We start from the raw sequence: 25760 nt of genomic DNA, 5'->3' as shown, positions 1-25760 counted from the left end.
CACGCGCGCGAGTCAGGAACGGTGGGTAAGCCGTGCCGGTGCGGTTCGCGACGTTCAACATCTGCTCCGGACGGTCGCCGGCCGACGGTCGGGTCGACCTGGACCGGTTCGCGGGCGTGGTCGCCGACCTCGACGCGGACGTGCTCGCGCTGCAGGAGGTCGACCGCGACCAGAGACGATCGGGCGGAGCCGACCTCACCGCGATCGCGGCGCAGGCGATGGGCGCCACCCACCAGGTGTTCGCGCCCGCGCTGTACGGCACGCCCGGCCGGCGCTGGACCCGCGCGACCGACCGGCCGCAGGACGGGCCGGCCTACGGGTGCGGGCTGCTGAGCCGGGTGCCGCTGCGGGACGTGTCGGTGTACCGCATCCCCGCCGCCCCGGTGGTGCTGCCGTTGTGGATCCCGGGGGCGGGACCGCTGCTCGTCCGCGAGGAACCGCGGGTCGCGATCGTGGCCGGGCTCGACGACGGGCGGACGGTCGTCGGCACCCACCTGCCGTTCACCCCGGCGTGGAAGCAGTGGCAGCTGCGGCGGCTGGTCGACCACCTGCGTTCGCGTACCGGACCGGTGCTGCTGCTGGGCGATCTCAACGTCCGGGGCGCGGCCGCGGCCAGGGTGAGCGGCTACCGCGCGCTGGCCACGGCGCCGACCTTCCCGGCGCCCGCGCCGCGACTGCAGCTCGACCACGTGCTCGCGCGCGGCGACGTCGGCCGGGTCGTGCGGACGGACACCCCGCGGGTGGCGGTGTCCGACCACCGTCCGCTCGTCGTCGACCTCGTGGCGTGATCCGGTCCTTGTGTCGACGATCACTCGGTAACTAGAGTCCGTCTTTACTTACTGCTGGACGAGACGAGGGGTACGACATGGCGGGACGGGTTCAGGGCAAGGTCGCCTTCATCACGGGAGCTGCGCGCGGGCAGGGCCGCAGCCACGCGATCCGTCTCGCCGAGGAGGGTGCCGACATCATCGCCGTCGACATCTGCGAGTCGATCGAGTCGGTCAGCCGCTTCTACGACGGCGCCACCGACGAGGACCTCGCCGAGACGGTGAAGGCCGTCGAGGCGCTCGACCGCCGCATCGTCGCCACCAAGGCGGACGTCCGCGACTACACCGCCCTCAAGAACGCCCTGGACGCCGGCGTCGCCGAGCTCGGCCGCGTCGACATCGTCGCCGCCAACGCCGGCATCTTCGAGTTCGGCGGGCCCACCGACGAGGTGGGCAACGAGGAGTGGGACGACGTCATGGACGTCAACGCCAAGGGCGTGTGGCACACCTGCAAGGCGGTCATCCCGCACCTGAAGCAGCAGAACACGGGCGGATCGATCATCATCACCAGTTCGACGGCGGGCATCAAGGGCACGCCCAACGTCGCGGCCTACACCGCCAGCAAGCACGCCGTCGTGGGCCTGATGAAGACGCTCGCGCTCGAGCTGGGCCAGTTCAACATCCGCGTCAACAGCGTCCACCCGACCGGCGTCGCGACGGACATGATCCTCAACGAGTCGGCGTTCCGCCTGTTCCGTCCCGATCTCGAGCACCCGACCCGCGAGGACGCCGAGCCGGTCTTCGCCACCACGAACGCGCTGCCGATCCCGTGGGTCGAGCCTGTCGACATCAGCAACGCGATCCTGTTCCTGGCCTCGGACGAGGCGCGCTACGTCACCGGCACCGAGCTGAAGGTGGACGCCGGATACTGCGTCAGGTGAGCACCACTGCCCTCGCCGACACCCGGGCGCGGATCGCCGCGCAGCTCGTCGGCCGCGAGCGCGAGCTCGAGCTCGTGCTCGCGGCCACCGCCGCCGGCCGCGACATCGTGCTGGAGGGCCCGCCCGGGACCTCGAAGACGACGATGATGCGGGCGATCACGTCCGAGTGGGGCATCCCGCTGGTCTTCGTCGAGGGCAACGCCGACCTGACCCCGGCGCGCCTGACGGGCCACCACGACCCGTCCCGGGTGCTGCGGGAGGACTACAGCGCCGACACGTTCGTCGACGGACCGCTGCTGACCGCGATGCGCGAGGGCGGGTTCCTCTACATCGAGGAGTTCAACCGCGCGCCCGAGGACACCCTCAACACGCTGCTGACCGCGATGGCCGACCGCCGCATCGCCGTCCCGCGGGTGGGCACCGTCGAGGCGCAGCCGTCGTTCCGGGTCGTCGCGTCGATGAACCCGTACGACAACGTCGGCACCAGCCGGCTGTCGACGAGCGTGCTCGACCGGCTGTGCCGGCTCGCCGTCGGCTACCAGGACGCGTCCGCCGAGCGCGACATCGTGGCGCTGCGCGCACCGCTGCCCGAGCTGCCGCCCGACCTGGCGTCCCGGGTCGGCCGCGACGCGGTCGCCGTCACCCGCGCCACCCGCGAGCACCCGGACGTCCGCCAGGGCAGCAGCGTGCGCGGCGCCATCGACCTCACCCTCGTGGCCGGGCAGTTGCTCGCGCTGCGGGGGGAGGGCACCCGCTACACCGACACCCTGCTCGACGCGATGATCGTCGCGCTGTCGGGACGCATCCAGCTGGACGACGTCGTCGACCGCACGCCCGAGGACGTGCTGCGCGAGATCTGGGAACAGCACCTGCTCGACTCGTCGGCCGCCGAACCGGGTTGAAGAGAGGTCGAGGCCGACTCGCCGCTGCAGCGCCGCGGTGACCGGCAGCCCTCCACCCGCGGCATGCGTCCGCTGCGCCGCCGGCCCAAGCAGCTCGACGCCGATCCCGATCTGTTCGACGCGTCGTCCGGCGGGGGCATGGTGCTGTCGTCCGACGGCACGCGCGACGCGAGGCCGGCCCGCGGGCGCGGCAGCGGCGGTCCGGGGACGACGGACGAGGCGGCCGCACTGGCGGCCGCCGAGCTCGAAGCCGTCGACCCCGACGGCGAGGTGCTCGCGCGAGCGCTGCGCATCGCGCGCCGGCTCGGGCTGAAGCACCCGCCGCGCGACACCACGGCGCGCCGCGGCGGCGGTGAGCTGACGAGCGTCCGTTACCGCGGCCAGTCGGACGATCTCGACCTCGACGCCACCCTGGCGAACGTCCTCGACGAGCCGGAGATCACCGAGGACACCTTCGTCGTGCGCGACCGGGTGCGGACGAAGCGCTCGATCGTGCTGCTCGTCGACATCTCCGGCTCGATGAAGGGCGAGCGGGCCCGGACGGCCGCCGCCGCGGTGGGCGCGCTCGGCGCGGAACTCGCGCGGGACCACCTTGCGGTGATCGCGTTCTGGTCCGACGCCGCCGTCCTGCAGCACTTCGGGCCGCACCTTCCCGCCGCGCAGCTCGTGACGACGCTGCTGCGCATTCCGCCCCGCGGCCTGACGAACCTCGAGTTCCCGCTGCGCGTCGCCGCGCGTGAGCTGTCGCGGGTGCCCAGCCGCGACGCGCGGGTGCTGCTGCTCAGCGACTGCGTGCACAACGCCGGGCCCGACCCGCGGCCCACGGCGGCCCGGCTGCCGCGCCTGGACGTGCTGTTCGACGTGTCCGGCGAGCAGGACGCCGACCTCGCCCGCGACCTCGCCCGGCTCGGCCGGGGCCGGGTCGCGCTCGTGCGCGACCACCGGGACGTGGCCCCCGGCGTCACCCGCCTGTTCACGCCCGGCCCCGCCCGCTGAGCGGACGGGTCAGCCGGTCTCGGGCGTCAGGCCGACCGCCTCGATGCCCGCGACGGCGGCGGCCTCGTCGTTGTCCGACGTGTCGCCGGTGACCCCGACGGCCCCGACGGTCTCGCCGTGCTCGTCCCGGACGAGCACCCCACCCGGCACCGGCACGAGCGCGCCGCCGATCGACGCGGCGGCGGCCGCGATGAAGTAGGGCTGCTGCTCGGCGCGTGCCATGAGGGCACGCGACCCGAGGCCGAGCGCGAGCGCGCCGTTGGCCTTGCCGAACGCGATCTCGAAGCGGGCGTTCGACGCGCCGTCCTCGCGTTCGAACGCGGTGACGTGGCCGCCGGCGTCGAGGACGACGACGGACAGCGGCTTGAGCCCGACCTCGCGGCCGTGCGCCCGCGCCGCGGCGACGATCTGCCGGGCGAGTTCGAGGGTGAGCGGGGTGGTGGTCACGAGTGGTCCTCCTGCTGGGCCTTGCGGCGGAGTCGGTGGGCGTGCAGCAGCGGCTCGGTGTAGCCGGCGGGTTGGGTGGTGCCCTGCACGACCAGGTCACGGGCGGCGAGGAACGCCTCGCCGTCGAAGCCGGGCGCCATCGGCGTGTAGTGGGGATCGCCGGCGTTCTGCTCGTCGACGGTCGCCGCCATGCGCCGCAGCGCGTCGTCGACGCGCTCGGGCGTCACGACGCCGTGGTGCAGCCAGTTGGCGATGTGCTGCGAACTGATGCGGCAGGTGGCGCGGTCCTCCATCAGCGCCACGCCGTGGATGTCGGGCACCTTCGAGCAGCCGACGCCCTGGTCGACCCAGCGCACGACGTAGCCGAGGATGCCCTGCGCGTTGTTCTCGAGCTCGGCGTCGATGTCGGCCTCGCTCCACGACCGGTCGGTCGCCACGGGCACGGTGAGCAGGTCCTCGAGCGTCCCGCGGGCACCGCCGTCGGCGAGTTCGCGCTGGCGGGCCGCGACGTCGACGTCGTGGTAGTGCGTCGCGTGCAGGGTGGCGGCCGTCGGCGAGGGAACCCACGCGCACGAGGCACCCGCACGGGGGTGGCCCACCTTCTCCTCGAGCATCGCCTGCATGCGGTCGGGCGCCGCCCACATGCCCTTGCCTATTTGCGCGCGTCCGAGCAAACCCGTCGCGAGACCGATGTCGACGTTCTGGTTCTCATACGCCGTGATCCAGGCCTGCGACTTCATGTCCGCCTTGCGGACCATCGGCCCGGCGAGCATGGACGTGTGGATCTCGTCGCCGGTGCGGTCGAGGAATCCGGTGTTGATGAACGCGACGCGCGAACTCGCGGCGCGGATGCACTCGGCGAGATTGGCGGACGTGCGCCGCTCCTCGTCCATGATGCCGATCTTCACGGTGTCGCGGGGCAGGTCGAACGCGTCCTCGACCAGCTCGAGGGTGGTGACGGCGAACGCCACCTCGTCCGGCCCGTGCATCTTCGGTTTCACGAGGTAGATCGACCCGGCGGGGGAGTTCACCCGCCGTCCGCCCGGCCCGACGTCGACCAGGGACGTGTACGTCGTGGTGACGGCGTCGAGCAGGCCCTCGGGGATCTCGTGCCCGTCGGCGTCGAGCACCGCGGGGGTGGACATGAGGTGCCCGACGTTGCGGGCGAGCAGCAGCGACTGTGCGCGCAGCTCGGTGCTCGTGCCGTCCGGGGCCGTCACGGTGCGCGGCTCGGCGAGGCGACGGGTGAACGTGGAGCCGTTCTTGGTGACCTGTTCGGTCAGCTCACCGGTCATGAGGCCGAGCCAGGTGCGGTAACAGGCGGCCTTGTCCTCGCCGTCGACGGCGGCGACGGAGTCCTCCAGGTCGACGATGGTCGACACCGCGGCCTCGAGCAGCACGTCCGAGACGCCGGCGGCATCGGCCCCGCCCACCGGTGTCGACGGGTCGATCACGATCTCGATGCCGAGCCCGTGGTGGTGCAGCAGCACCGCGTCGGGGGAGTCGGCGGCACCCCGGTGCCCGGCGAACAGCCCCGGGTCGGCGAGCCCGGTCTCGCCGTCGGGCAGCGTCACGGCGAGGCGTCCGTCCGTCACGGCGTAGCCGGTCGCGTCGGCGTGCGAGCCCCGCTCGAGCGGCGCCGTCCGGTCGAGGAACGCGCGCGTCCAGGCGACGACCTCGCCGCCGCGGCCGGTGTCGTACGGTCCCGGCGGCGGCAGGCTGCCCATCGCGTCGGTGCCGTACAGCGCGTCGTACAGCGATCCCCACCGCGCGTTGGCCGCGTTCAGCGCGTACCGCGCGTTCGTGGACGGGACGACCAGCTGCGGACCGGCGACGGTTGCGATCTCGGGGTCGACGTTCTCGGTCGTGACGGTGAAGTCGGGTCCGGACGGCACCAGGTAGCCGATCTCGGTGAGGAACGCGCGGTACTCGCCCGCGTCGATCGGCGCGTCGCCGCGCTCGCGGTGCCAGGAGTCGATCGCGTCCTGCAGGCGGGTGCGTTCGGCCAGCAGCTCGCGGTTGCGACCGGCGAGCTCGCCGACCACCCGGGCCAGGGCCGCCCAGTAGACGTCCGCGCCGACGCCGGTCGCCGGGGCCGCCTCGTCCTCGATGAACCGTGCGAGCCGGGTGTCGACCCGCAGCCCCTGCCTGTCGGTGTAGTCGCTGGTGGTCACGGGTCGATCGTTCCCGAATCGGACGGCCCCGGCACCTGCCCGTCCGATCGGGCGGACGGCCTCACAGCCCGCGCTCGCGCAACCAGCTCGTCGTGCCCGCCGCGACGTGTGCCGACTTGGCCGCCCCGGCCGCGACGACGAGCAACGGCGTCGTGGCCGGCAACGACCACTTGAGCTCGTGGTAGACCCGCGACAGGGAGGCGTCGCTGTCGACGAGCAGCACCGTCGGCGCGACCCTGTGCACCGCCGACCAGGGCCCGGGCAGGTCGTCGGCGAAGCCCGTCCCGGCGCTGGCGAGGTAGACGGTCACCGTCACACGGTTCCCGGTCTGCGCGTCCGGCCCGACAACTGACATGCTTCGGTCATGCCCCGCCAGGTCTCGCGTACCTATGCCACGGTGATGGTCATCGCCACCCCGTTCGTGCGGTGGTGGGGACGGCTGCGGGTACGCGGCCTCGAGCTGCTCGAGGCACCCGGCGCGATCGTGATGATCGCCAACCACGACAGCCACTGGGACCCGCTCGTCGTGGGCGTCGCGGCGAAGGGCACCCAGGTGCGGGCGCTCGCCAAGGCGTCGCTGTGGAAGAACCCGGTCGTCGCGAAGGTGCTCGACGGCATGGGGCAGATCCCCATCGAGCGCGGCCGCGGCGACGCCGACGCCCTGCGCAACGCGATCGACGGGCTCGAGGCGGGCGCGTGCGTCGGCATCTTCCCCGAGGGCACGATCTCGCGCGGTCGCGAGATGCGCGCGCTCAGTGGGGCCGGGCGGCTCGCCCTCGCCGTCCCGGCCAGCCGCGTCGTCGCCTGCAGCATCACCGGCGCGGTCGACATCGTCCGCTTCCCGAAGCGTCCGCGCATCACCGTGGAGTTCTTCGAACCCTCCGGCGGCCAGCCCAAGCCCGGCGAGAGCGCCATCGCGCTGACGAAGCGGGTCATGGCCGAGGTGCGCGACCGGGCGCCGGCCGTCGGGGCGGGTCGAGCGGGATCGAAGCGTTCGAAGACCGTCGGACGGGACGGCCGGGGCAACCCGCTCTGACGCCGATCGGGTGGGTGAAGCCATGGCACGGACGCCGCACTGGGTCACCCAGCTGCAACCGTCGCAGCCGCCGGCGACGCAGGCCGCGCCACCTCTCGACCCCGGGTTGGACGTCGTCGTGGAGGCGTTGGGGGCCGGCCCGGTCGAGTGGGCCCTCGAGCTGGGTCGCGGCATGTCCGCCGCGATCGAGGAGCGCATTCCGCAGCTGGCCGTCGACGGCATCGTGCAGGACGTCCGTCGCGGGTGCGAGTCGGTCGCACTGGGCGTGCTGGGGATGCTCGCCCTCGACGCCGGCTTCGATCCCGGCGCGGCTCTGGGCGTGGTGACCGGGCCGTCGGAGCTGGTCGCTCGCGGAGTGGGCAGTGATGTGATGCTGCTCAGCCTGCAGCTGGCGCACGGTGTCGCGCACGCAGCCGTGGTCGACGCCGTACTGCGTCTCGTGCCCCCGGACGAGCGCTTCGACGAGAGCCGGCGCATCGCCGAGGTGCTCTTCGCCGTCGTGGAGGCGGTGTCGAGCGCGATGATCTCCGAGTTCGACCGGGCGCACTCGCGCTGGCAGGCCAGTTCCTCCGCCGCTCGCATGGACGTCATCGAGCTGCTGCTCCGCGGGGAGACGGTGGCCGACGAGCGCGTCGGCGAGGTGTTGAACTACGACCTGAGCCGCCATCACACGGCGCTGGTCCTCTGGACGGACGACGCCGTGGCCCTCGGCGTCGGCGCGCTCGAGCGGGTTGCGTCGGACGTCCTCACGAGGGCCGGCTGCAGCGACCTCGTCGTCCAACCCATCGGTCGCGGGCGGGTCTGGGCCTGGGGCGGGACCGTGCAGGCGGGGGTCGTGATGGACGGGCAGGCAGCGATACCTCCCGGCGTCCGCGTCGCAGTCGGTCGTGGGGGCGCGGGCGCATCGGGCTTCAGGGTCAGCCACCAGCGAGCGTTGGAAGCCACCCGGCTCGGGCAGCGGTCCGTTCGCCCGGACGGTCGGCTGTTCGCCTACGACGACGTCGATCTGCTGGTGATGCTGACCGAACGACCGGACCTGCTCCGCGCCTTCGTGCACCGCGAGTTGGGCGGGCTCGCCGACCCGGCCGCGACCGTCGCGACGGTTCGCGACACGCTGCGGGTCTACCTGGACACCGGCCGCAGCCTGCAGGACACCGCGCACCAGCTGCACGTCGCCCGCAACACCGTCGCGTACCGCGTCCGGCGGGCGGAGGAGCTGCGCGGCCGTCCGCTCGCCGACCATCACATGCAGTTGCGCGTGGCCCTCGCCGTCGTGCACGAACTCGGGATGGCACCGCTGGAGGATGCACAGCGGCCTCACTGAACTACAGGCCAAATACCGGCTCGCGCTCTGGTGCTCGGTCCATGTCGGCGGCCCCTGTTCGGCCAGTTCACTCGTCTCATGGCCGTCAATCTCGTTCGTTACGCCACCGCCGTGGACGACGTGGACGACGCGGACGTGGCCTGGGGGGTGATCCGCGGCGACGAGGTCGTACCGCTTCCCGGGCGGTACGACGGCATCGCCGAGGTGCTGAGCGCCGGTGTCGCGGCAGCCCGCGCGATGGGCCACACCGAGCCGGGCGTGCCGGTCGACTCGGTGCGAGTGTGCAATCCGCTGCCCGGCGCCCGGGTCTTCTGCCAGGGCGCGAACTATCCGGCGCACCTTGCCGAGACGGGTATGTCCGCCGACCGTGCGTTCAACCTGATGTTCACGAAGTCGAGCGGTTCGCTGACCGGCCCGCACGAGGCCGTCGTCCGACCGCCGCACGTGCGGCTGCTCGACTACGAGATCGAACTCGGCCTGGTCGTCGGCACGCGCATCACCGCGCCGGTGACCGTCACCGAGGCCGACCTGCCCGACTACGTCGCCGCCTTCGTCGTCGCCAACGATGTCAGCGCCCGCGACGTGCAATTGACGCAGGGACAGTTCTACAAGGGCAAGAGCTACCGCACGTTCTGCCCGGTCGGGCCGTACCTGTGCGTCCCCGACAGGGACGAGGTGTCGCGCTGGCGCGAGCTGCGGCTGACGCTGTCGGTCAACGGGCGCCTGCGGCAGGACGCCCGTGCCGGCGAGATGGTGTTCGATCCCGCGGCCACCCTCACCGAGGCGTCCGAGCTGGAGAACTTCGAACCGGGCGACCTGGTGCTCACCGGGACGCCCGGCGGTGTCGCCCTCGCGCCCCCACCCGCGATCGTCCAGCGCATCGGGGCACTGCTGCCCGAGCCGACCAAGTGGTCGATCTTCGTCAAGCGGCAGCTCAGGAACCCGAACTACCTGCAGCCCGGTGACCGGCTCGAAGCCGCCATCCGAACCGACGACGGCGCGCTGGACCTCGGTGTCCAGACGAACGTCGTCCGCTAGAAGGGAGACCACCGTGTCCGAGATCGTGGCCGAAGCCGCGGGCCGCCAGGACGTCGTCCGCCCCGCCTACCTCGCGCACTGGGTCATGAAGACGTCCCGCGCGGCCGAGATGATCACCTGGTACGGCCAGGTGTTCGGCGCGCAGGTCGTGCACGAGGACAAGACGATCGCGTTCCTGACCTGGGACGAGGAGAGCCACCGCGTCGCCCTGGTCAAGGTGCCGGGCTTCGTGCGCCGGCTGTTCCCGCTGACGCGATTCAAGCGCAAGGTCTACGGGGTCGACCACATCGCGTTCACGTTCGCCTCGCTCACGGCGCTGCTCACCAAGTGGCACGACCTGCATGCTCTGGGCATCGACCCGGTCTGGGCGATCAACCACGGACCGACGACGTCTCTCTACTACGAGGACCCGGACGGCACCCGGCTGGAGTTCCAGGTCGAGAACTTCCCGACCGCGAAGCAGACGGCCGACTTCTTCGCCAGCAAGACCTTCGCCGACAACCCGATCGGGACCGTGATCGACCCGGCGTACCTGCACGAGCAGCTGCTCGCCGGCGTACCCGAGGCGGACCTGCTCGAACCGGGGGCCGGGAACCGGCCGGGCACGAAGGTGAAGGCGAACCGCCGCGCCGTCAACCTGCGCACGCTGTGACCGCGCCGTACGGCAGAGCGCCCTACGCGACGGCGCCCGTGATCGTGGGCGCCGGACCCACCGGGTGCACGTTGGCGCTGCTGCTCGCGCGTTACGGAATCCCCAGCGTGATCATCGAGCGGCGTACCGAAGCGTTCACCCATCCGGCCGCCCACGTCATCAACGCCCGCTCGTTCGAGATCTGGCACCAGGCGTCGCCGCAGCTCGCGAGCGAGGTCGCGGCCCTGGCGCCGCCCCCGGACGAGGTCAGCGTCATCGAATGGTGCACCGACCTGCAGTCGCCGCCGCTCGGTCACATCGACCTGCTGTCGGCGCCCGAGCTGGTCGAGGAAGTACAGACGCACTCGCGCTTCCTGGTCTCGCACATCGGCCAGCACCGCTTGATGCCGGTGCTGTGGAAGGCCGTCGAACGCGAACCGCTCATCGAGTTGCGCCGCGGGTGCGTCGTCGCCGGCCTGCGGCAGCGGACCAAGGGCGTCGTGGTGCGCGTCGACGGTGACGACGGCGCCGGCGATCTCACCGCGCCGCTGCTCGTCGGGAGCGACGGCGCGAACAGCACCGTGCGAAGCCTGCTCGGGATCGGCATGCGCGGGCCGGTTCTGGCCAAGATGGGCAGCGTCTTCTTCCGCGCTCCCACGCTCGCCGATCAGCCACGGCGGCCGTTGCTGCGCTGGCTCTACGGCCCCGCGTTCAGCGGCGTCATGATCGCGCACGCGGACGACGACTACGTGCTGATGACGCCCTATCTCGACGGGCGGCAGGCGATCGCCCGGCGCAGCCGGGAGTACTGGAACCGGGTGTTGCCGCGTGTGCTCGGCGACGGCGTCGACTACACGATCCACAGCACCCGCACGTGGACCATGACCAGCCAGACCGCCGAGCGATTCGCCGACGGCGGGGTGCTGCTGGCCGGCGACGCCGCTCACCGGTTCCCGCACACGGGCGGGTTCGGGCTGAACAGCGGCGTGCAGGACGCGCACAACCTGGCGTGGAAGATCGCCGCCGTCATCGAGGGGCGTGCCGAGCGCAGCCTGCTCGACACCTACGAGACCGAACGTCGTCCGGTCGTGCGGCGCTTCGCCGACCAGAGCACCGCCAATCACTTCCGGCTCGACCAGGCCGTGAAGGGCATGGCGCCGGACAACAAGAGCCTGGCTCGGGCGACCGCGATCTTCGACTCACCGGTGACGCGGCGGCTGCCCGCACCGGTGGCCGGCCCGCTCGCCGACATGATCGTCCGGCTCGGGGTCTCGCGGTCCGTGCTGCTCACCGGTGACGGTCGCGCGGCCCGTCGCCGTCGCACCGTCGTCGCCACCCGCATCCCCGACCAGTTGGAGCACTTCGCCTCCACCGGTCTGGAGTTCGGCTACGCCTACCGCAGCCCTTTGATCAGCAGCGAGGAGACCCCGCAGCCGCTCGACGGGGACGGCATCGTGTTCTACCTGCCGACGACCTGGCCGGGCGCCCGGCTGCCGCACGCCTGGATCCGTCACGACGCTCGGGTCCTGTCGACGCACGACGTCCTGGACCCACGGATGCCCACGCTGTTCACCGCCGACCCCGAGCGCTGGCGCACCGACACCGACACTCCGGTGATCGCGCTCGAGGCGGCCGACCCGGCCGACTCCGCGGCGTTGATCGAGCTGTTCGAGGTCGGTGAGCACGGCGCGGTGCTCGTGCGTCCCGACGGTCATGTCGCCTGGCGCTCCGCGTCCGACGACGCGTCCGCCGTCGCCGGGCTCGCGCTATTCCTCGACCACTTCCCCGTCCGCACGATGGAAGGTTCGCGATGCCGCTGACCCCTACCCGCGCCATGATCACCGGCGCGAGTGCCGGCATAGGTGAGGCCTTCGCCCGGGCACTCGCCGCGCGCAGGTGCGACCTCGTGCTCGTCGCCCGACGCGAGGACCGGCTGCGCGCGCTGGCCGAGGAACTGCAGCGCGCGCACGGCGTCGACTGCGCGACCGTCGCGCTCGACCTCGGTGTCGACCGGGCCGGACGACGCCTGCGTGAACTGGTGGACGGCGAGGTCGACCTCGTCGTCAACAACGCGGGGTTCGGCACCCAGGGTCCGTTCATCGACACCGACGGCGACGCCCTGGCGCAGCAGATCGCGGTCGATCTTCGCGCCGTCGTCGACGTGTGCCACGCCTTCCTGCCGGAAATGGTCGCGCGCCGCCGCGGGGCCGTCATCAACGTGTCGAGTACGACGGCGTTCCAACCCGTCCCGACCATGGCCGTCTATGCCGCCGCCAAGGCGTTCGTCGTGAGCTTCACCGAGTCGTTGTGGCAGGAGCTCAAACCCCACGGCGTCATCGCGTTCACGCTCGCCCCGGGGCCGACGCGCACCGAGTTCTTCGACGTCGTCGGCGACACCGCGGCCACCATCGGCGGAAGGCAGCGCATGCAGACCGCCGAACAGGTCGCCGCGACCGGCCTGCGAACCCTCGCCCGGCGCCATCCGCCCTCCAGCGTGGTGTCCGGCCTGGACAACGCGGTGACGGCGCGACTGGCGAAGTTCGTGCCCAAGCGCGTGCTGCTGCCGGCCGTCGCGAACGTGTTGCGACCCATCAAGTCGGCATGACCGACCGACGACTGTCCGAGGAGGCAGCGATGATCGTGGTGACCAGTGCCGCGGGTGGTGTGGGCCGCCCGCTCGTCCGCGCCCTGGCGCAGCACGGCGAGAAGGTCCGCGCGCTCGTCAAGAACGAGGCCCAGGCCCGCGCGTCCGAGCAGGACGGCGCGGTCGAGGTGGTCGTCGGCGACCTGCGCACGCCGGGCGACCTCGAAACCGCCGTGCGCGGCGCCCGAGCGATCTACCATGCGGCGCCGACCCGGCTCATCGACGAGGTCCCGATCGCGGAGCGGCTCGTCGCCGCCGCCCGGTCGAACGGCGGGCTGCACGTCGTGTTCCACTCCGTCGTCCATCCCGACATCGAGGCGCTGACGCATCATCAGCAGAAGTTGCGCGTCGAGTGGCTGCTGCGCGGCTCCGGCCTGCCGGTCACGGTGCTGCGGCCCTCGCACTACATGCAGAACTACCTGGAGGTGTGGGACTTCCTGCTCGCCGGCGTGATGCCCTACCCCGTCTCACCCGACAGCGTCATGGGTGTCGTCGACGTCGAGGACGTCGCCGAGGTGGCGGCAGCGGTCCTGCGCGCGCCCGACGAGCACGTCGGCGAGACCTACGACCTCTCGGCGCAGGAACTGACGCGGCACGAGATGGCCCGCGACTGGGCTGCAGTGCTGGGCCACGACGTGACCGCGGTCCGGTTGCCGCCACGGACACTGCTCAACCCGCTGGCTGCCGCCACGGCCCTGGGCGGGCCGGCCGTCCGATCGCTGGTGGCGACGCGGCTGCGATCGGCCCCGCACCTGCTTCGCGGCGTGCGGGAGGCCCGCAACGCGCGCGACATGAGCAGCTGGCCGGCCGAGGCGCGCCAGAACTACATGCGGATGATGGCCTACTACGACGAGCACGGCCTGCCCGCCGGCGACCTCGCCACGCTGCCCCGGTTGCTCGGCCGGCCCGCGACGTCCTACCGCGCGTTCGCGCAGCGCACCCGCGACCGGATGACCGGCCCCGCCGCTTCCTGATGGCCCGTCGAGCCACAAGCGATGACCGCGACCCCCACACGGTCACCGGTCAAGATCATGTCGGCGGCCCGGCCCGGACCCCGCAGGTCCCGTGATTGCTGGGTCTGCTGCTAGTGTCGGCACGGTCTGCGGGTGTAGTTCAATGGCAGAACATCAGCTTCCCAAGCTGACAGTGCGGGTTCGATTCCCGTCACCCGCTCCGAGTCACCCGGCTCCGCTCCGAGTCAGCCGGCTCCGCTGAGCGGTCGCCGGGGTCGCTGCCCGCGAAGCACCACGGCGACGCCGAGTCCCGTGATCGCCAGACCCACCAGCCCGGCCGGCGTGACGGGTTCACCGAACATGACGAACACCCAGAGCATCGTCGTCGGCGGCGTCAGGTAGAGCAGCGTGCTGACCGTGGTCGCGCCCAGCGTCCGGGTGACGACGACGTACAGCAGGTAGCCACCGAGGCTGGCCAGCACGATCAACCAGACCACGGCGGCCCACTGGTCCAGCTGCCGCGGCGGGGCCGCGTGACCGGCGAGGGCGGCGACCGCCATCACGATGCCGGCGGTCACCACCGCCTGCACGGTCAGGCTCTGCAGCAGCGACTCGGTCGGACGCATCCGGCGGGTCAGCACCGTGCCCGAACTCAGGCTGAGCATGCCGAGCAGGGGCAGGGCGAACGCCCAGACGGACGCGCCGTGGGTGCCGAGATCGCCCGAGACCACGACGGCGACCCCGACCAGCCCGAGCACGGTGCCTGCCCACATCACGCGGTTCGACCGTTCGCCCAGCAGCCGTCCGGCCACGGTCGCGACGAGCAACGGCTGCAGTGCGGCGATCAGCGCGGCGGTGCCGCCGTGCACGCCCTGGCTCACGCCCTCGAAGACGAGCACGAGGTACCCGGCCTGGCACAGCAGCGCGAGCAGGCCCTGCCGGCGCCACGCGGCGAACGACCGCAGCGACGTCCGCGTCACCGCGCACACCGTGACGAGCAGCACCGCGAGCAGCACGAAACGCCAGCCGAGAACGGTCAGCGGTGACGCGCCGGACCGGGCCGTGAGCTCGGCCCCGACGAACCCCGAGCTCCACGTCACCACGAGCCCGGCGCACGCCAGCGACGAGGCGTTCCGGCGCAGGACGCCGCCGTCCACGCGCGACCGGGTGGGTGTCGCGGTCACGCGGGCGGGCCCGCGGACCGTGGTCGCACAGGCACTTCCTGGCTCACGCAGCGCCACCGTCCGGACGGCGTGGGTACTCCAGACGCATGGACGTTCGCCGATTCCGTCGTCAGGCCGAGGACCTCGCCCGCAAGCACGGGCCCAAGCTCGAACGAGGGGTGACGAGTGCAGAGCGCTTCGCCAGCAAGCGCGCCAAGGGCCGCGAGGCGTCGGTGCGCAAGGCGGCGGACGCCGTCCGTGGCGTGCTGCGCTCGCAGCGTCGTCCGCACTGACCCTCAGCGGGGAAGGGCGGCGTCGACCAGCGCGGTGGCCGACGCCCGGGCGATGTCGGACGCCGCGGCGTCGCCGTCGGCCCGGAAGGCCACGCCCGCGCCGTCGTAGACCATCACCAGCTGGCGGGCCAGGCCGTCGGGGTCGGCGACGCCGGCCTCGGCCGCGAGACCGGCGAACAGCCCGTGGATCCAGGCCCGGTAGTCGGCCGTGGCCGCGCGAGCGGGGCTGTCGGCCGGGCTCTCGGCGGTGGCGGCGACGAACGGGCAGCCGCAGTAGTCGGGCTCGCGCATGCGCTCGCCCTGGGACACGAAGATGCCGATCAACTTGTCGCGCGGCGTGTTCCACCGCTCGAGCGCGGCCTCGACCCGGGCCTGGGTCCTGGCGTGACGCTGCTGCAGGTAGGCGCGGACGAGTTCGTCCTTGCTGCCGAAGGTGTTGTACAGCGACGCCTTGGCCACGCCGGCCCGCTCGATGACGCGGTCGATGCCGACGGTGTGGATGCCCTCGGCGTAGAACAGCTCGCCGGCGGCGTCCAATAGCCGCTGGCGGGCGCTGGGGCGTGCCGCGGTCGAGGTGCTCACGTCGGTTGACATTACCAGACAGGTCTGTCTAACGTCCTCGACATGCAGACAGACCTGTCTAATCAATCCGCACGGCGGACGTTGCCCGATCGGGTGTCGTTCCTTCTGCTCGCCTCGATCATCATCGGCTTCCTCGCCGCCTCGTCCGCCCCGACTCCGCTCTACTCGACCTACGCGGCCGAGTGGGGCTTCTCCGCGATCACCACCACCGTCGTGTTCGGGGTCTACGCGCTGGCCGTGCTCGTCGCGCTGCTCGTGGTGGGTCGCCTGTCCGACCACGTCGGACGGCGTCCGGTCCTGCTCGCGGGTCTCGTCGCGCAGGCGGTCGCGATGGTCGTCTTCCTGCTGGCGGACGGGGTGCCGGAACTGCTCGCCGCGCGCATCGTCCAGGGTCTCGCCACCGGTGCGGTCGCGGGCGCGGTCGGCGCCACGCTGATCGACCTGGACGCCCGCCGGGGCCCGCTCGCCAATGCGCTGTCGGCCCCGCTCGGCACGGGGTCGGGGGCCATCGGCGCCGGTCTGGTGGTGCAGTTCCTGCCCGCGCCGACCCGGCTCGTCTACGTGCTGCTGCTCGTGGTGTTCCTCGTGCAGGCGCTCGGCGTCGTGTTCATGCGCGAGACGGTGTCGCGCGTGCCCGGCGCCCGCCGCTCGCTGGTGCCCGAGTTCTCGCTGCCGCCGGCCGCGCGCCGCGCGATGCTCGTGGCCACACCGGCGCTGATCGCCGCCTGGGCGCTGCCCAGCTACTTCGCCTCCCTGGGACCGTCGCTGGTGCGCACTCTCGCCGGGTCGGACTCGCTGCTGCTCGGCGGCGTCCCGCTGTTCGTGCTGGCCGGCGCCGCGGTTCCGGCCACGCTCCTGCTGCGCAACGCCGAGGCGGGACGGGTCATGCTCGTCGGCGTGCTGGGCATGGTCGTCGGCACTGCGCTCGTGCTCGGCGCCGTCGAGCTCGGCAGCGCCACCGGCTTCCTCGTGGCCAGCGCGGTGGCCGGGGCAGGATTCGGTGGGGCCTTCCAGGGTGCGGTGCGCTCGGTCGTCCCGCTCGCGCTGCCGCACCAGCGCGCCGGGTTGTTGTCGCTCGTGTACGTCGTGTCGTACCTCGCGCTGGGCGTCCCGGCGATCGGCGGCGGCTTCCTCGCGGTGCACAACGACGACGTCGTCGGCACCTCGGTCGAGTACGGCCTCGCGGTGCTCGCGGTCGCGGTGCTCGCCGCCGTCGCCCTGCTGCTGCGGCGGCGGGACGACTCCGAGCCGGTCGCCGAGCCGGTCGCCGTGCAGCAGCTGACCCCGGCGCGCGAGGCGTGCCTGTCGGGCGCGGACGCCCGCTGACCGGCGGCGGTCTCAGCCCAGCTCTCGGGCGACGTCGACGGCGACGTCGAACCAGCGGACCTCGACCACGGCCCGGGCGAACAGCCACGAGCGCAGCCGGGCCCGGTCGAGGTCCAGCAGTGCGGCCATCCGGTCGACGAACCCGTGCAGGTCGGTGCGCAGCCGAGCCGGGTCGTTGAGAAGGTGCTGCAGCGCGTCGAAGTGGCGGTCGCCGACGTAGGGCTTGGGGTCGATCGCCAACCACGGGCTGCGTTGCGCCGACAGCACGTTGCCGGCGTGCAGGTCGGTGGCCAGCAGTACCGGATCGCCGGGTTCCGCGGCGAGCGCCGCGAACGTCGCCATCCCGGCCCGGACGATGCCGGGGTCGCCGATCAGCCGGGTCGCGGCGTCCGGGTCGAACGCGGTCAGCCAGTCGGTGCACATCTGCAGCAGCGGACGGAACGGGTGCCCGGCCGGCGGCACCCGCCACAGCCGGTGCAGCATCGTCGCGATGACCTCGTCCTGCTCGAACGGCGGTCGCGTCGCCAACGGAGCGCCGGGCAGGCAGCGCTCGAGCAGCATCGCCCCGGTCTGGCGGCCGAGCGCGAGCTGGTCGAGCAGCATGATCGCGCCGTCGCCGTTCCAGACCTTCAACGCGTCGGGCTCGTGCTCGGCCTCGTAGTGCCGCCACGCCACCTTGAGCACCACCTCGGTGCCGTGGGGGGTGCGTCCGGGCGCCACCCACGCGGTCATGCCGCCGGGTTGGAAAACCGGACCGAGGGTCAGTTGCCAGTGGGTCGCGGCGCGGTGGACGAGCTCGGGCAGGCGTTGGACCCACTGCGCCATCGCCGGATCGTTCCGGGCCGCGGTGAGCAGGGCCGAGGGCAGCGGCGGCCCGGCGGGCGGTCCGTGCGACGGGTGCGGCGGTGGGCTCGACGGCAGCGGGCCGGACGGGAGCGGGCCCGTGGGCAGCGGACCGGTCGGCAGCGGTCCCGTGGGCGGCGGCCCGGACGGTCCGCCCGGGGGGACTCCCGGTGGCACGCCCTGGGGCGCGCCCGGCGGGACGTGGGGGTTCACGCGCGGTCGGGCACCGGGCACGCCACGACGCCGTGCACCCAGCGCCGCGAGGCGGCGACGACGGCGACGAGGCCGACGACGACGCCCGCGCCCACGACCGGTCCGCCGAGCGCGGCGCCGGCGGCTCCGGCGACCAGCGCCGACACCGCGCTCGCCACCCAGGTCGAGGGCACGGCCCAGCCGTCGACCCTGGACACGAGCGCCCGCAACCGGTCGGGGGTGCGGGCCCAACCGGCGACGACGATCGCCAGCCCACGGACGGCCCCGAACACCCCGGCGACGAGCAGCGCCTGCGCGGGCGAGCCGGTGAGCACCGCGAGCGCCGCGGTGAGGTAGACCGCCGCGGTCATGATGTAGGTCGCGAAGCCGGCGCCGATCTGCACGCCGTACCCGCCGGCGTAGATCCAGCGCCGGTAGGTGGTCAGCCAGCGCTCGTCCACCTGGCGCGGGTGCACCGGCAACGACCGTCCGACGACGCGGGTGTCGGAGAGCACCGCGACCGCCGCACACGCGAGCACGAGCGTCCACACGACGGACGGCGGCGCCGACGCGCGGCCGAAGCCGAACGCGGCGAGCGCGAGACCGGCGCCGAGCAACAGGCCTCCGGTCACCGCGCCGGCGACGTACCAGCCGGCGGTGAGCCAGAACCGGTTGCCGCGACCGCGTTCGGCGACCGGGTTCAGTGACGACAGCATCGACAGCCCGCACGGCGACCAGACACCGCGGACGGCGGCGACGACGGCGGTGACGAGAGCGAGGGTGAGCAGCATCGGACGCGCCTCAGGGGGTGGAGGTGTTGGTCTGCCAGATGATCGTCTTGCCGACGTAGCAGGCGAGCCGGCCGTTGTTGCGGATGCGCAGCGTGCCCCGTCCGCCTGCCTTCGTCTTCGGCGAGCGCCAGCGCACGACACCGTTCTTGTCGTAGACGCGCAACTGACCGTCCCACCGCATGTAGGCCTTGCCGCCGGCGGCGACGCCGTCGGTGTTGGTCTGCCAGATGATGCCGCGCTGGTTGTGGATGACGAGATTGCCGTTCTTCCACATCTCGACGCGGGTGTGGCGGTCCTCGGAGACGAGCATCTGCCCGCCCTTGAGCGAGGTGCCGCCGAGCAGGTAGTTGCGCCCGGCCGGGAACGTGATGACGTGCGTGTTCGCCTTCGACAGGCACGGCGCGTTGTGGGCACGGGTGTTGTTGTCGGTGGCGGACGAGTGGCCGCACGCCTTCGGGTACAGCTGCCACGGCGGGGTGCAGCTGATCTGCCGGCACACGACCGCGGTGGTGCCCTTGATCTGCGTGTTGCACTGCCCGTAGCGGAAGACGTTGCACGCCACGTAGCGCTGGTCGCAGTTCGACCTGTTGCACCGGCAGGTGAACTTGTGGCCGGGCAGCGCGTTGCAGTCGATGTAGTAGCGCGCCGCGCCGCCGCAGAAGCCCGAGCGGTCGGCCTTCCACCAACCGCCGGCGAACGTGTTCGGCGGGCAGGTGTTCTTGCCCTGGTTGATCGAGCAGCACATCGCAGACCAGCCCGAGCCGCAGTCGGCTTCGGGCCCGCACACGGACGCGTACGCGTTCTGCGGCTTGGTGATGTAGTCCCACGGGTTCACCGCGATGGCCGTCCCGGCCAGGGTGGCCGCACCGAGGAAGGTCCGGCGGCTGTGCTTCCGGGACCCCAGGCCGGCCAGCTTGGTCACGAACCGCTCAGACAGCGAGGTCGTCACGCGCGGTCACCTCCAGGTTGTCGAGCACGGAGTGGACGTCGTCGACGAGCGGCCCCGCGTACCGGCGCGATCCCAGCACGACGTAGAGGCAGAACGGCCGCCCGTTGTGGGTGAAGAAGGTTTGACAGCCCAACTGACCCGGCAGCCGCCGCTGCAGCTGGTTGGCCGCGAACTCCCGGACGGGCGGGCGCGGCACCCCCTGGTGCTCGAACAGCGGACGTCCGGCCTCCTCGGCGTCGTACTCGACCAGCGACACGAACGCGTTGTCGGACGCCATCGTCTCGACGGCGCCGGTGCCGAAGTCACCCCGGCCGGGCGGCAGCGCGAAGTTCGCGAGGTGCAGTACGGGGTTGGGCGACTCGTCCTCCCAGCCGTAGGCGGCGGGGTGTGCGCCGGGCATCGCGAGGCTGTCCGGACGTTCGCGCAGGAACAGCCGCGCCTCCCAGCGCGGGGGCAGTAACACCCGCAACCCGTGGCCCTCGACGGGCGTCAGCGGCCTAGGCATCGGAACGCTCGCCGTCGGAGCCGTACAGCCGCGGGTCGCCGGGCAGGATGCCGGCCGCGATCAGCTCCCGGTCGACCTCGGCCTCCTGCTCGGCGTCGCGGCGCGGTTTGCCGTTGCGGTCGAGCGCGCCGTCGCCGCCCGAACGCTGCAGCAGCGCGGTGACCTGCTGCAGCGACTGGCCGGTGCCCTCGCCGCGGACCTTGCCGGCCCGGCCGTCGACGTACACGACGTGCGGGGAACCGGGCACGCCGTAGTCGCGCCACGCCTGGCTCGACAGCACGACGTCGACGCCGGCGGGAGCGAGGTCGGCGAGCACGCTCACGCTCTCGTCCTCGGCGCTCTGCGGGACGACCAGCAGGCGGGTGCCGCGGGGCAGGTCGACCGCGCCCGGAGTGGCGAGCTCCTCCCAGAAGGTGGCGCAGGTGATGCAGCCGCTCGAGAGGAACAGCAGCAGCGAGTCGTGCTCGACGTCGACGACCCGCGCGCTCACGATCTCGCCGGTGACGGTCTCGCCCACGATGTCGAAGGCCGGACCGAAGCGCTCGTCGGCCGGAGCCGCCGGCGGCGCGGGCGTCGCCCCGGACTTGTCGATGACGGGCAGCAGCGAGAAGTCGCCCGAGCGGGAGGGCGTGGTGGCGTCGAGCTGGTGCAGCCGGCGCAGCACGGTGCCGTACGCGCGCAGCAGACCCGCGACCAGCACGCAGAGCACGAGCAGCACGACGGTCTCGACGAGGACGAGCACGGTCATCGGGGCATCTCCAGTTCCTGCACCGAACGGCTCGCCGCCGTCAGCGCGGGCAGCGCGGTGATCGAGAGGTACGCGGCGGACGTCAGCGCGACGACGAGCAGCGCAAGGGTCAGGCCCTCGAGGACACCGCCGCCGGCGAGCCCGCCCGCGGCGGGCAGGCCCGCGACGGCGGCGGTCACCGCGGCGGCGGCCGCGACGACGTTCAGCACGACGTGGTGCCAGGACGCGGGCGTGTCGTCGCTGCCGAAGCAGCCGCACGAGACGGCATCGGGGTCGCGCACCAGGCGCACGGCGACGGCGGCCAGGGCGAGGTAGGCGGCGGCCAGCAGGGCGGCGACGACCCATCCGCCGACCGCGAGCACGACGAGACCGAGGGCGATCTCGGCGCCGCCCAGCGATCGTGCGGCGGGCCGCAGCGCGGCCGCCCGCAGCGCGGCGGGCCGCGCCGGGCGCATCGACACCGGGACCAGCCCCGCGATCGCGACCGCGGTGCCGTCGGGGCGGACCAGCTTCGTGATCCCGGACACGACCAGCAGCAGCGCCGCCGCCGCGCACAGGGCGGCGGCACCGTCGGGTACCACGTCGCCGCTCACGCGGGCGGCACCGTCACGTGGGACCGGTTCATGGGCAACGACCTTCCGGGGGTGGGGCGGGCCGATGCTTTCACGTCGTGCCGTGACAGACCACCGTCCGCCCGTGAACGCACCGTCCGGCCCGCGACACGCCGCGATACACAGGTCGGCCGAGCTTGACGCGACCCGAACCGCCCCGTATGCCTTGATCACCCGGGTCCCCCCGCCGGGTGCAGCCGGGGCGGTACGGCCATGCAGCACGCGGGCCGGCCACGGCCGCCGATCGAGAGGCGCGCCATGCCGCTGCTCCGTCCTGCCGTCACGACCAACACCCCACCCCGGCGCCGCGGCCGACGGGTCGCGAGCGGCCTCGCCGCGGCGGCCCTCGCCGGCACCGCGTTGGTCGCGGTGCAGGTGGTCACGACGGCAGCGCCGGCCGGGGCGGTCACCCGCACCGAGGCCGTGCGGGCGGCAGCGCTCTACGCCAAGAACCGCGGGTACGCCGCCGCGGTGTCGGTCTATGACACCAAGACCGGGACGGTGTACAGCGCCGGCAAGTCGCGCACCGGCTTCGCGAGCGAATCGCTGATCAAGGTCTGGATCGCCGCCCGCCTGATCCACCAGGGGCGGCTGCACGGCTCGACCTCGTCCGCGGCGTGGAAGATGATCACGCAGTCGGACGACGGCATCGCCAGCTCGCTGTACGGCAGCGTGGGCGGCGACTCGCTGGACTCGTGGGTGAAGAGCTTCTACAAGGTGCCGACGCTCGGGTCGGGCCCGCTCCGGCCGGGCTGGTGGGGCAGCTTCCGGGTGACGTCGGACGGGCTCGTCCGCCTCTACGCGAAGCTCAAGAAGGACAAGAAGGTGTGGCCGTGGCTCAGCAAGGCCATGCACGCCCACACGACGTACGGCTCGGACGGCTTCTACCAGGCTTTCGGCCTGCCCCAGGCGTCGTCCAACGTCGCCGTCAAGCAGGGCTGGGGCAGCGACTACAGCTACAGCGTCTCGAACGCGAGCATGAACTCGACCGGCTTCGTCAACAACGACCGCTACGCCGTCGCCATCCTCGCCCGCGGTCCCGGCAGCAGCTACGGCAGCCGGCTCGGCGGCATCATCAGCCAGATGGCCAAGCGGCTGCTGCCCGGCAAGTGGTTCCCGCAGCCGATCCCGCGGGCCTACACGCTGTCGCGCGGCAGCGGCCCGCAGACCGGCGGCACCACGGTGACCATCAAGGGCTCGTACTTCTACTACGTCACGAAGGTGACCTTCGGCGCCACCGCCGCGCGCTTCACCGTGCTGTCGCCGAACTCCATCCGGGTCGTCGCACCCAGGCACGGCACCGGACGGGTCTACGTGCAGGTCTGGACGACGCACGGACGATCACTGCAGTACCGGGCCGGCCCGGTGTACACCTACACCGCGTCGCCGGCGATCGCCGCCAAGCGGACGGCCGGCACGAGCACCGGCGGCACGGTCGAGCGCCGCGGTGCACCGGTCGAGCGCACTCCGGACCCGACCCCGACGACCACGGTCACCCCGACGACCCCGGCAGTCACACCCACGGCGCCGTCGAGTCCGACGTCCGGTGCGTCGTCGTCCACGACCGACCCGACCTCGGTGCCGCCGTCCTCGTCGTCATCGTCGTCATCGTCGTCATCCGAGGTGACGGGGTCGCCCACCCCCTGACGTAGTGGAGCCCGGCGCCGGGAGGGGGAGCCTCGGCGCCGGGCTCCTGGGGGGATTCGAGGGGCCTTCGTGCGGGGTACGGGGGTGTTACTCGTCCGCCGAGCGGACGTAGAGGCTGACGGCGCGCACGGCCTCCATGACCTGCGGGCCGGCGTTCTCGAAGATCAACATGCCGCCCAGCTCGGAGACCGCGGTGTGGGCCTCGACCAGAGCGTCGACGACGCCGGCGTCACCGACGACGGCGGCGGACAGGTCGACGCGCAGGTAGCGGCGGCCGGCGGAGAGATGCGTGCCGAGCACGCTGTTGAGCAGCGGTGCGGTCGTGGCCAGCAGCTCGCCCGTCACCCGGACGCCGGCGCGCAGCGCGTCGGCCGACACCGTCGCGACCTCGAGGCCGACGAAGGGCGCCGCATCGGCGTGCGGTTCGTCCGCCATCGAGATCATGCTGTCTCCGCAGGGTTCGGCGGCCCGACAGCGTCGGGCCTCGCGGCGGGGGCTTACCCCCGTTGCGCGACCGACAAACAATCCCGTTCGATTCGACTTCACACTTTCTTTATGTCGGCTCCCGTTGCACACTGGACGCGCGGGAACGACCACAGCCGGGGGACGGCAGGCCGCGTACCGGTCTCGTGTTTCGCCCGAGGTATCCGATGTCCCGATCGCTCGCGGCGCGGCTGTGCGCCGCGCTCGCCACTGTTGCCGCCTCCGCCGCGCTGGTCGCCGGCGTCGCCGTGGGTGGTGAGGTCGCCGGCGCCGCCGCCCCGAAGGCGCCCGTCTCGCTCCCCCGCAGCATCGAACCGCTCGCGCCGTACCAGGAGCAGGTGTCGTGCGACCCGCGCGCCAAGCCGGGTGCCGTCCGCCTCGGACGGTTGCTGAGCGCGACCTACCGCGCGAGCGGCGGCTTCAGCGTCGCCACCCCGTGCGGGTCGAGCATCGAGCACAGCGAGCACTACGACGGGCGCGCCGTCGACTGGATGGTGAACTACCGCAACCTGTCCCAGCGGGCCGCGGCGAAGGCCGTGCTCTCGTGGCTGTTCGCCCGGGACGCCGCCGGCAACACGTCGGCGATGGCCCGGCGCCTGGGCGTCATGTACGTGATCTTCGACGGTCGCATGTGGGGGTCGTGGAGCGGCACGTGGGAGGACTACAACGGCTGCACGCGCAGCAAGGCGATGAAGGCGCGCGCCTACGACAACGCGTGCCACCGCGACCACATGCACATCTCCCTCGACTGGAACGGCGCGATGGGCACGACCAGTTTCTGGACGGGTCGGGTGTGGGCGATCAACTACGGTCCGTGCCGTCCGGACGACCTCAACTGGGCACCGCGCTACCGCGCCCGCAACACCACGGGCTGCCCTGACCACGGCACCGTGCGGGCACCGGCGAAAGCGTCGGCCGTCAAGCGGGGCCTGGTGCGCTACAGCGGCGCCGAGGTCATGCGTGGCTCGACCGGGCCGGTCGTGTCGGCGTTGCAGGCGGGCCTGCGCATTCCGACGACCGGGGTCTACGACGGCCGGACGGTCGCGGCGGTGCGGGCGCTGCAGTCGCGCCACCACCTGCCCGTCGGCGGGACGATGGGTCCGCGCACGTGGCGGGTGCTGCTCGCCGCCGTGAGGTGACGGGGGTCGCGGGCCGTCCGCCCGGCGCGTCAGCCCAGAGCACCCTCGTCCGCTCGGATGCGCGCGACGATCGCCTCGCCGATGTCCGCGAGCTGCTCGACCTGCTCGGCGCTGAGCGCGTCGACGACGAGCCGGCGCACGGTGGCGACGTGGCCGGGCGCGGCCGCCTCGAGCACGGCGAAACCGGCGTCGGTGAGGGTCGCGACCTGGCCCCGGCCGTCCGCGGTCGCACGGGCGCGCGAGACCCAACCGCGCTCCTCGAGCCGGGCGACGGCGTGCGAGACGCGGCTGCGCGACGACAGCGTCATGTCGGCCAGGTCGCTCATGCGCAACGCCCGGTCGGGGGCCTCCGACAACCGCACCAGCACCTCGTAATAGGCGTGGGGCAGGTCGTTGTCGCGCTGCAGCTGCCGGTCCAGCGCGTCGAAGAGCGTCTTCGTCGACGCGAGCAGGGCACGCCAGGCCCGCTGCTCCTGCGAGCTGAGCCATTGGGTCTGCGAGCCGGCCTGCGAGCCGGCCTGCGAGCCGGTCTGCGAGTCGGCGTGCGGACGGGTCTGCGGATCGGTCATCGTGTCTTCCCTTCCCGCGCGGCAGCCTACGTGGATGATATGCTTGAGCTCTCAACCAACCGGACG

28 protein-coding genes and 1 tRNA gene are annotated in these 25760 nt (G+C 72.7%); 16 read left to right on the top strand and 13 right to left on the bottom strand.

Features of this window, described 5'->3' with window-relative positions; all coding sequences use genetic code 11:
* The first annotated feature begins 32 nt into the window (after positions 1-32).
* The 4 genes from ACYVP9_RS17310 to ACYVP9_RS17295 all read left to right on the top strand — a co-directional run bounded on the left by ACYVP9_RS17310 (position 33) and on the right by ACYVP9_RS17295 (position 3606).
* Complete coding sequence (locus ACYVP9_RS17310) at positions 33-788, top strand: endonuclease/exonuclease/phosphatase family protein (RefSeq protein ID WP_460606165.1); 756 nt, start codon at positions 33-35, stop codon at positions 786-788.
* 77 nt (positions 789-865) lie between these two features.
* Positions 866-1708, top strand: coding sequence for a mycofactocin-coupled SDR family oxidoreductase (locus ACYVP9_RS17305; protein ID WP_460606164.1), 843 nt, complete (start codon positions 866-868; stop codon positions 1706-1708).
* A complete protein-coding gene (locus ACYVP9_RS17300) occupies positions 1705-2610 on the top strand; it encodes an AAA family ATPase (RefSeq protein WP_460606163.1) in 906 nt (301 codons plus the stop codon). The genes ACYVP9_RS17305 and ACYVP9_RS17300 overlap by 4 nt, the downstream gene beginning before the upstream one ends.
* Before the next feature lie 63 nt (positions 2611-2673).
* Positions 2674-3606 (top strand): vWA domain-containing protein, encoded by a 933-nt coding sequence (locus ACYVP9_RS17295; protein WP_460606162.1) that lies wholly within the window; start codon positions 2674-2676, stop codon positions 3604-3606.
* Positions 3607-3615: 9 nt separating this feature from the next.
* Here the strand turns inward: ACYVP9_RS17295 and ACYVP9_RS17290 are convergent, their stop codons facing one another.
* The 3 genes from ACYVP9_RS17290 to ACYVP9_RS17280 all read right to left on the bottom strand — a co-directional run bounded on the left by ACYVP9_RS17290 (position 3616) and on the right by ACYVP9_RS17280 (position 6537).
* A complete protein-coding gene (locus ACYVP9_RS17290) occupies positions 3616-4053 on the bottom strand; it encodes a GlcG/HbpS family heme-binding protein (protein WP_460606161.1) in 438 nt (145 codons plus the stop codon).
* Positions 4050-6227, bottom strand: coding sequence for a malate synthase G (locus ACYVP9_RS17285; protein WP_460606160.1), 2178 nt, complete (start codon positions 6225-6227; stop codon positions 4050-4052). The genes ACYVP9_RS17290 and ACYVP9_RS17285 overlap by 4 nt, the downstream gene beginning before the upstream one ends.
* A 61-nt stretch (positions 6228-6288) precedes the next feature.
* Positions 6289-6537, bottom strand: a complete 249-nt coding sequence (locus tag ACYVP9_RS17280; RefSeq protein ID WP_460606159.1) for a hypothetical protein — start codon at positions 6535-6537, stop codon at positions 6289-6291.
* A 54-nt stretch (positions 6538-6591) separates the two neighbouring features.
* Here ACYVP9_RS17280 and ACYVP9_RS17275 point away from each other — a divergent pair, with 54 nt between their 5' ends.
* The 8 genes from ACYVP9_RS17275 to ACYVP9_RS17240 all read left to right on the top strand — a co-directional run bounded on the left by ACYVP9_RS17275 (position 6592) and on the right by ACYVP9_RS17240 (position 14073).
* Positions 6592-7263, top strand: coding sequence for a lysophospholipid acyltransferase family protein (locus ACYVP9_RS17275; protein WP_460606158.1), 672 nt, complete (start codon positions 6592-6594; stop codon positions 7261-7263).
* 22 nt (positions 7264-7285) lie between these two features.
* Complete coding sequence (locus tag ACYVP9_RS17270) at positions 7286-8587, top strand: PucR family transcriptional regulator (protein ID WP_460606157.1); 1302 nt, start codon at positions 7286-7288, stop codon at positions 8585-8587.
* Positions 8588-8698: 111 nt separating this feature from the next.
* Complete coding sequence (locus ACYVP9_RS17265) at positions 8699-9625, top strand: fumarylacetoacetate hydrolase family protein (RefSeq protein ID WP_460606156.1); 927 nt, start codon at positions 8699-8701, stop codon at positions 9623-9625.
* Between the two features lie 13 nt (positions 9626-9638).
* Positions 9639-10277, top strand: coding sequence for a VOC family protein (locus ACYVP9_RS17260; RefSeq protein WP_460606155.1), 639 nt, complete (start codon positions 9639-9641; stop codon positions 10275-10277).
* Positions 10274-12076, top strand: a complete 1803-nt coding sequence (locus ACYVP9_RS17255; protein WP_460606154.1) for an FAD-dependent monooxygenase — start codon at positions 10274-10276, stop codon at positions 12074-12076. Before ACYVP9_RS17260 ends, ACYVP9_RS17255 begins: the two co-directional genes overlap by 4 nt.
* Positions 12067-12861: an SDR family NAD(P)-dependent oxidoreductase gene (locus ACYVP9_RS17250; RefSeq protein ID WP_460606153.1), complete on the top strand. Its 795-nt coding sequence runs from the start codon at positions 12067-12069 to the stop codon at positions 12859-12861. Before ACYVP9_RS17255 ends, ACYVP9_RS17250 begins: the two co-directional genes overlap by 10 nt.
* Positions 12858-13874, top strand: a complete 1017-nt coding sequence (locus ACYVP9_RS17245) for an NmrA family NAD(P)-binding protein (protein WP_460606152.1) — start codon at positions 12858-12860, stop codon at positions 13872-13874. Before ACYVP9_RS17250 ends, ACYVP9_RS17245 begins: the two co-directional genes overlap by 4 nt.
* 128 nt (positions 13875-14002) lie before the next feature.
* Positions 14003-14073 (top strand) — tRNA-Gly (locus ACYVP9_RS17240).
* A gap of 25 nt (positions 14074-14098) precedes the next feature.
* Here the strand turns inward: ACYVP9_RS17240 and ACYVP9_RS17235 are convergent.
* The gene (locus ACYVP9_RS17235) at positions 14099-15037 is read right to left on the bottom strand and encodes a DMT family transporter (RefSeq protein WP_460606151.1); all 939 of its coding nucleotides are present in this window, start codon (positions 15035-15037) and stop codon (positions 14099-14101) included.
* An 86-nt stretch (positions 15038-15123) separates the two neighbouring features.
* Between ACYVP9_RS17235 and ACYVP9_RS17230 the strand changes: the two genes are divergently transcribed.
* Positions 15124-15309, top strand: coding sequence for an Rv0909 family putative TA system antitoxin (locus ACYVP9_RS17230; RefSeq protein WP_460606150.1), 186 nt, complete (start codon positions 15124-15126; stop codon positions 15307-15309).
* Positions 15310-15312: 3 nt separating this feature from the next.
* On the opposite strand, the gene ACYVP9_RS17225 is transcribed toward ACYVP9_RS17230, so the two are convergent.
* Positions 15313-15891: a TetR/AcrR family transcriptional regulator gene (locus ACYVP9_RS17225; protein WP_460606149.1), complete on the bottom strand. Its 579-nt coding sequence runs from the start codon at positions 15889-15891 to the stop codon at positions 15313-15315.
* Between the two features lie 42 nt (positions 15892-15933).
* Here ACYVP9_RS17225 and ACYVP9_RS17220 point away from each other — a divergent pair, with 42 nt between their 5' ends.
* Complete coding sequence (locus ACYVP9_RS17220; protein ID WP_460606148.1) at positions 15934-17217, top strand: MFS transporter; 1284 nt, start codon at positions 15934-15936, stop codon at positions 17215-17217.
* A gap of 12 nt (positions 17218-17229) precedes the next feature.
* Here the strand turns inward: ACYVP9_RS17220 and ACYVP9_RS17215 are convergent, their stop codons facing one another.
* From ACYVP9_RS17215 to ACYVP9_RS17190, 6 genes are all read right to left on the bottom strand, one after another.
* On the bottom strand, positions 17230-18042 hold the full coding sequence (locus tag ACYVP9_RS17215) for an aminoglycoside phosphotransferase family protein (protein WP_460606147.1): 813 nt from the start codon (positions 18040-18042) through the stop codon (positions 17230-17232).
* A 227-nt stretch (positions 18043-18269) separates the two neighbouring features.
* Complete coding sequence (locus ACYVP9_RS17210; RefSeq protein ID WP_460606146.1) at positions 18270-19043, bottom strand: hypothetical protein; 774 nt, start codon at positions 19041-19043, stop codon at positions 18270-18272.
* A gap of 10 nt (positions 19044-19053) precedes the next feature.
* Entirely contained in the window at positions 19054-19992 is a 939-nt protein-coding gene (locus ACYVP9_RS17205; RefSeq protein WP_460606145.1) for a hypothetical protein, read from the bottom strand.
* Positions 19973-20497: a hypothetical protein gene (locus ACYVP9_RS17200; protein WP_460606144.1), complete on the bottom strand. Its 525-nt coding sequence runs from the start codon at positions 20495-20497 to the stop codon at positions 19973-19975. Before ACYVP9_RS17200 ends, ACYVP9_RS17205 begins: the two co-directional genes overlap by 20 nt.
* On the bottom strand, positions 20490-21245 hold the full coding sequence (locus ACYVP9_RS17195) for a hypothetical protein (protein WP_460606143.1): 756 nt from the start codon (positions 21243-21245) through the stop codon (positions 20490-20492). Before ACYVP9_RS17195 ends, ACYVP9_RS17200 begins: the two co-directional genes overlap by 8 nt.
* A complete protein-coding gene (locus ACYVP9_RS17190; protein WP_460606142.1) occupies positions 21242-21838 on the bottom strand; it encodes a MauE/DoxX family redox-associated membrane protein in 597 nt (198 codons plus the stop codon). Before ACYVP9_RS17190 ends, ACYVP9_RS17195 begins: the two co-directional genes overlap by 4 nt.
* A gap of 276 nt (positions 21839-22114) precedes the next feature.
* Here ACYVP9_RS17190 and ACYVP9_RS17185 point away from each other — a divergent pair, with 276 nt between their 5' ends.
* A complete protein-coding gene (locus ACYVP9_RS17185; RefSeq protein WP_460606141.1) occupies positions 22115-23503 on the top strand; it encodes an IPT/TIG domain-containing protein in 1389 nt (462 codons plus the stop codon).
* 87 nt (positions 23504-23590) lie between these two features.
* Here the strand turns inward: ACYVP9_RS17185 and ACYVP9_RS17180 are convergent, their stop codons facing one another.
* Positions 23591-23947: an STAS domain-containing protein gene (locus ACYVP9_RS17180; RefSeq protein WP_460606140.1), complete on the bottom strand. Its 357-nt coding sequence runs from the start codon at positions 23945-23947 to the stop codon at positions 23591-23593.
* A 206-nt stretch (positions 23948-24153) separates the two neighbouring features.
* On the opposite strand from ACYVP9_RS17180, the gene ACYVP9_RS17175 reads away from it, so the two are divergent.
* Positions 24154-25125 (top strand): peptidoglycan-binding domain-containing protein, encoded by a 972-nt coding sequence (locus tag ACYVP9_RS17175; protein ID WP_460606139.1) that lies wholly within the window; start codon positions 24154-24156, stop codon positions 25123-25125.
* Positions 25126-25154: 29 nt separating this feature from the next.
* On the opposite strand, the gene ACYVP9_RS17170 is transcribed toward ACYVP9_RS17175, so the two are convergent.
* A complete protein-coding gene (locus tag ACYVP9_RS17170; protein ID WP_460606138.1) occupies positions 25155-25694 on the bottom strand; it encodes a MarR family winged helix-turn-helix transcriptional regulator in 540 nt (179 codons plus the stop codon).
* Positions 25695-25760 lie beyond the last annotated feature (66 nt).

Source organism: Jatrophihabitans fulvus (assembly GCF_054781375.1).
Note: the sequence above shows the minus strand (reverse complement) of the source record. Positions and strands in the feature narration are given on the sequence as shown.

What these genes read in the sequence shown, in the direction of transcription:
- ACYVP9_RS17305 (WP_460606164.1), top strand. Translation starts at nt 866, where the DNA reads ATGGCGGGACGGGTTCAGGGCAAGGTCGCCTTCATCACGGGAGCTGCG.
- ACYVP9_RS17295 (WP_460606162.1), top strand. Translation starts at nt 2,674, where the DNA reads ATGCGTCCGCTGCGCCGCCGGCCCAAGCAGCTCGACGCCGATCCCGAT.
- ACYVP9_RS17275 (WP_460606158.1), top strand. Translation starts at nt 6,592, where the DNA reads ATGCCCCGCCAGGTCTCGCGTACCTATGCCACGGTGATGGTCATCGCC.
- ACYVP9_RS17270 (WP_460606157.1), top strand. Translation starts at nt 7,286, where the DNA reads ATGGCACGGACGCCGCACTGGGTCACCCAGCTGCAACCGTCGCAGCCG.
- ACYVP9_RS17250 (WP_460606153.1), top strand. Translation starts at nt 12,067, where the DNA reads ATGCCGCTGACCCCTACCCGCGCCATGATCACCGGCGCGAGTGCCGGC.
- ACYVP9_RS17245 (WP_460606152.1), top strand. Translation starts at nt 12,858, where the DNA reads ATGACCGACCGACGACTGTCCGAGGAGGCAGCGATGATCGTGGTGACC.
- ACYVP9_RS17230 (WP_460606150.1), top strand. Translation starts at nt 15,124, where the DNA reads ATGGACGTTCGCCGATTCCGTCGTCAGGCCGAGGACCTCGCCCGCAAG.
- ACYVP9_RS17220 (WP_460606148.1), top strand. Translation starts at nt 15,934, where the DNA reads ATGCAGACAGACCTGTCTAATCAATCCGCACGGCGGACGTTGCCCGAT.
- ACYVP9_RS17215 (WP_460606147.1), bottom strand. Translation starts at nt 18,042, where the DNA reads ATGGCGCAGTGGGTCCAACGCCTGCCCGAGCTCGTCCACCGCGCCGCG.
- ACYVP9_RS17210 (WP_460606146.1), bottom strand. Translation starts at nt 19,043, where the DNA reads ATGCTGCTCACCCTCGCTCTCGTCACCGCCGTCGTCGCCGCCGTCCGC.
- ACYVP9_RS17200 (WP_460606144.1), bottom strand. Translation starts at nt 20,497, where the DNA reads ATGCCTAGGCCGCTGACGCCCGTCGAGGGCCACGGGTTGCGGGTGTTA.
- ACYVP9_RS17195 (WP_460606143.1), bottom strand. Translation starts at nt 21,245, where the DNA reads ATGACCGTGCTCGTCCTCGTCGAGACCGTCGTGCTGCTCGTGCTCTGC.
- ACYVP9_RS17185 (WP_460606141.1), top strand. Translation starts at nt 22,115, where the DNA reads ATGCCGCTGCTCCGTCCTGCCGTCACGACCAACACCCCACCCCGGCGC.
- ACYVP9_RS17180 (WP_460606140.1), bottom strand. Translation starts at nt 23,947, where the DNA reads ATGATCTCGATGGCGGACGAACCGCACGCCGATGCGGCGCCCTTCGTC.
- ACYVP9_RS17175 (WP_460606139.1), top strand. Translation starts at nt 24,154, where the DNA reads ATGTCCCGATCGCTCGCGGCGCGGCTGTGCGCCGCGCTCGCCACTGTT.
- ACYVP9_RS17170 (WP_460606138.1), bottom strand. Translation starts at nt 25,694, where the DNA reads ATGACCGATCCGCAGACCCGTCCGCACGCCGACTCGCAGACCGGCTCG.